The 4082-nt window shown below is 47.7% G+C and carries 6 protein-coding genes and 1 pseudogene; 4 read left to right on the top strand and 3 right to left on the bottom strand.

Annotated features, from left to right (window positions below):
* A partial coding sequence (gene aldA, locus ACUU1M_RS19185; protein ID WP_449144746.1) for an aldehyde dehydrogenase occupies positions 1-1341 on the top strand: 1341 nt, incomplete at its 5' end.
* 41 nt (positions 1342-1382) lie between these two features.
* Here aldA and gap read toward each other — a convergent pair.
* Entirely contained in the window at positions 1383-2384 is a 1002-nt protein-coding gene (gene gap, locus ACUU1M_RS19180) for a type I glyceraldehyde-3-phosphate dehydrogenase (protein ID WP_000048653.1), read from the bottom strand.
* A 188-nt stretch (positions 2385-2572) separates the two neighbouring features.
* On the opposite strand from gap, the gene cybB reads away from it, so the two are divergent.
* The 3 genes from cybB to yncP all read left to right on the top strand — a co-directional run bounded on the left by cybB (position 2573) and on the right by yncP (position 3615).
* Complete coding sequence (cybB, locus tag ACUU1M_RS19175) at positions 2573-3103, top strand: cytochrome b561 (RefSeq protein WP_000428998.1); 531 nt, start codon at positions 2573-2575, stop codon at positions 3101-3103.
* 244 nt (positions 3104-3347) lie between these two features.
* Positions 3348-3521, top strand: a complete 174-nt coding sequence (locus ACUU1M_RS19170) for a YdcA family protein (RefSeq protein WP_000731833.1) — start codon at positions 3348-3350, stop codon at positions 3519-3521.
* 25 nt (positions 3522-3546) lie between these two features.
* Positions 3547-3615: a hypothetical protein gene (gene yncP, locus ACUU1M_RS19165; protein ID WP_212591405.1), complete on the top strand. Its 69-nt coding sequence runs from the start codon at positions 3547-3549 to the stop codon at positions 3613-3615.
* On the opposite strand, the gene hokB is transcribed toward yncP, so the two are convergent.
* Entirely contained in the window at positions 3593-3742 is a 150-nt protein-coding gene (gene hokB, locus ACUU1M_RS19160; RefSeq protein ID WP_023517637.1) for a type I toxin-antitoxin system toxin HokB, read from the bottom strand. The two genes, yncP and hokB, sit on opposite strands and share 23 nt — an antisense overlap.
* A 99-nt stretch (positions 3743-3841) precedes the next feature.
* Positions 3842-3982, bottom strand: a pseudogene (locus ACUU1M_RS19155) (IS3 family transposase); the annotation flags it as partial.
* Positions 3983-4082 lie beyond the last annotated feature (100 nt).

The following is a 4082-nucleotide window of genomic DNA, read 5'->3' as shown; positions in this document are numbered from 1 at the left end:
GTCATTTCCCGCATACCCGATGGTCAGGCCGAGGATGCCCGTAAGGCAATCGATGCAGCAGAACGTGCACAACCAGAATGGGAAGCGTTGCCTGCTATTGAACGCGCCAGTTGGTTGCGCAAAATCTCCGCCGGGATCCGCGAACGCGCCAGTGAAATCAGTGCGCTGATTGTTGAAGAAGGGGGCAAGATCCAGCAGTTAGCTGAAGTCGAAGTGGCTTTTACTGCCGACTATATCGATTACATGGCGGAGTGGGCACGGCGTTACGAGGGCGAGATTATTCAAAGCGATCGTCCAGGAGAAAATATTCTTCTGTTTAAACGTGCGCTTGGTGTGACTACCGGCATTCTGCCGTGGAACTTTCCGTTCTTCCTCATTGCCCGCAAAATGGCTCCCGCTCTTTTGACCGGTAATACCATCGTCATTAAACCCAGTGAATTTACGCCAAACAATGCGATTGCATTCGCCAAAATCGTCGATGAAATAGGCCTTCCGCGCGGCGTGTTTAACCTTGTACTGGGGCGTGGTGAAACCGTTGGGCAAGAACTGGCGGGTAACCCAAAGGTCGCAATGGTCAGTATGACAGGCAGCGTCTCTGCAGGTGAGAAGATCATGGCGACTGCGGCGAAAAACATCACCAAAGTGTGTCTGGAATTGGGTGGTAAAGCACCGGCTATCGTAATGGACGATGCCGATCTTGAACTGGCAGTCAAAGCCATCGTTGATTCACGCGTCATTAATAGTGGGCAAGTGTGTAACTGTGCAGAACGTGTTTATGTACAGAAAGGCATTTATGATCAGTTCGTCAATCGGCTGGGTGAAGCGTTGCAGGCGGTTCAATTTGGTAACCCCGCTGAACGCAACGACATTGCGATGGGGCCGTTGATTAACGCCGCGGCGCTGGAAAGGGTTGAGCAAAAAGTGGCGCGCGCAGTAGAAGAAGGGGCGAGAGTGGCGTTGGGTGGCAAAGCGGTAGAGGGGAAAGGATATTATTATCCGCCGACATTGCTGCTGGATGTTCGCCAGGAAATGTCGATTATGCATGAGGAAACCTTTGGCCCGGTGCTGCCAGTTGTCGCATTTGACACGCTGGAAGATGCTATCTCAATGGCTAATGACAGTGATTACGGCCTGACCTCATCAATCTATACCCAAAATCTGAACGTCGCGATGAAAGCCATTAAAGGGCTGAAGTTTGGTGAAACTTACATCAACCGTGAAAACTTCGAAGCTATGCAAGGTTTCCACGCCGGATGGCGTAAATCCGGTATTGGCGGCGCAGATGGTAAACATGGCCTGCATGAATATCTGCAGACCCAGGTGGTTTATTTACAGTCTTAATGAGTGAAAGAGGCGGAGGTTTTTTCCTCCGCCTGTGCGCGTCAGAGTTTAGCGAATTTTTCGAGGGTGCGAATAAGCTGCGTGACGAAGCCATATTCGTTATCGTACCAGGCGACCGTTTTCACCAGTTGTAAATCGCCCACGGCGGTAATTTCCGTTTGCGTGGCATCAAACACTGAACCGAAATGGCTGCCAATGATATCGGAAGAGACTATTTCTTCATCGGTATAACCAAATGACTCGTTATTGGTGGTTGCTTGTTTAAGTGCGTTATTCACCTCTTCGGCAGTCACTTTTTTTCCGAGAATGGACACCAGCTCAGTGACCGAACCTGTTTTCACCGGCACGCGTTGCGCATGACCTTTCAGTTTGCCGCTCAGTTCCGGGATCACCAGACCAATGGCTTTTGCCGCCCCCGTAGTGTGGGGAATGATATTTTCTGCCGCTGCGCGTGAAGCACGTAAATCTTTACCACGCGGGCCATCCACCAGTGACTGGGTGCCAGTATAGGCATGAATGGTCGTCATCGTGCCGACTTCTATCCCGAAACTGTCATGCAAGGCTTTGGCCATCGGCGCAAGGCAGTTAGTGGTGCATGACGCCACGGAAACAATGGTGTCGTTGCCATCCAGAGTGTCGTCATTAACGTTATAAACGATGGTTTTCATTTCACCGGCAGGAGCGGAAATCAACACCTTCTTCGCACCAGCATCAAGATGCGCCTGCGATTTATCGGCGGAGGTATAAAAGCCAGTACATTCGACAATGATTTCTGCCCCTTTCGCTTTCCACGGAATATTTTTAGCCTCTTTTTCGGCGTAAACCGCGATACTTTTCCCATCAACGATAAGTGAATCTTCCGTAAAATCAACGCTCCAGGGGAACGGACCATAGTTTGAATCATGTTTCAGCAGATAGGCGAGAATTTTTGGGGAAGTAAGATCATTAATAGCGACAACGTCTATGTTGCTTTTGACTTCAAGTAAACGACGCAACACCAGTCGACCGATACGACCAAAACCGTTAATACCAACTTTACTCATGGTTTTCTCCTGTCAGGAACGTTCGGATGAAAATTGATCCTTTCCAGGCTTAGACCAGGATTGTGGGATGGGCAATCTCCATTCTTACAGTGAAACGTAACGTACTGAAAACGGGTGAACAATATTTAATGAAATTTTGAGAAAAGCCCGTTATTTTAACGGAAAATTATGTTAAAGCAGGAAATGTTATGGAAAATAAATACTCAAGGTTACAAATCAGCATTCACTGGCTGGTCTTTTTGCTGGTTATCGCAGCGTATTGCGCAATGGAGTTTCGTGGTTTCTTCCCACGTAGCGATCGGCCGCTCATCAACATGATTCATGTTTCCTGTGGCATCTCAATTCTCGTGCTGATGGTGGTTCGTCTTTTGTTAAGACTGAAATACCCAACCCCGCCGATTATACCTAAGCCGAAACCGATGATGACGGGACTGGCGCATTTGGGACATTTGGTGATTTATCTCCTGTTTATTGCGCTGCCAGTGATTGGTTTGGTGATGATGTATAACCGGGGCAACCCGTGGTTTGCGTTTGGTTTGACGATGCCTTACGCTTCAGAGGCCAATTTCGAACGGGTTGATAGCTTAAAGTCGTGGCATGAGACGCTGGCGAATCTGGGATATTTTGTCATCGGGTTGCACGCTGCGGCTGCACTGGCACACCACTATTTCTGGAAGGACAACACACTTCTACGCATGATGCCGCGTAAACGTTCCTGAAGGATATTTAAAGAAAACGCCTGTACTAAAACCGACCCGTGGTACAGGCGAAGAATACGGGTCTACATCGGAAGCGCCTATTATATTTATTTGTATGACAAATAAAACCATAATCCTTGCCCATACGTCCATCTGGCTTATTTTTAATCAATTCACCCGATCTTTGATCTCATCAACGGTATCAAAATAAACCAGCGTATAACGTTCAAATCGCACATAAGATTCGATAAACCATGGAGGTTATATGAAAAAACTGGCACTTATTTTGTTTATGGGAACGCTTGTTTCCTTTTATGCCGATGCCGGGCGCAAACCCTGTTCTGGTTCGAAAGGGGGGATCTCACACTGTACGGCAGGCGGCAAATTTGTCTGTAATGATGGTTCTATTAGTGCATCGAAAAAAACATGCACTAACTGAAGTGTAAAAGGGGTGCCATGAGAAAATGAATCTGCTAGTCAGATGCGCGGGGAAAATCCCCGCGCTTGCCCTTACCTGGACGTGCAGGCCATGAGCGCAGCAACCTCCTTATCACCGTCCCGGAACCGCAGTTCGTAGAGCGTTTGTCGGGTCAGGAGTGTGAATGCCAGAATCGTAATGCAGATAATGAGCAGACACACCACCAGAGGGTTGCGCTTCATAGCCTTTCTCCTTGCCGGATGGCGGGTAAGAGGCTAACATCTGAATTGCTTGGTTCATTCGTTGGCCTCGGTTTGTACTGACCCCAAAAAGTTGGACAGTTAAACACGAGGCATATAGGTCTGATTCCGATATTCATTTGGAGTCAGACCTTTTAATTTCAGGCTAATTCTTCTGCTGTTGTAGTATTCAATATATTCCGTAACAGCATCCTTCAGTTCGCTTATATTACTGAACTCATTAGACTGGCCCCCTGAATCTCCAGACAACCAGTATCACTTATTTAAGTGATAGTCTTAATACTAGTTTTTAGACTAGTCATTGGAGAACAGATGATTGATA

The sequence above is a fragment of the Shigella sp. SIG6 genome (assembly GCF_053555815.1).
The sequence above is the reverse complement of the archived record's forward strand: the minus strand, read 5'-3'. Positions and strand labels throughout refer to the sequence as shown.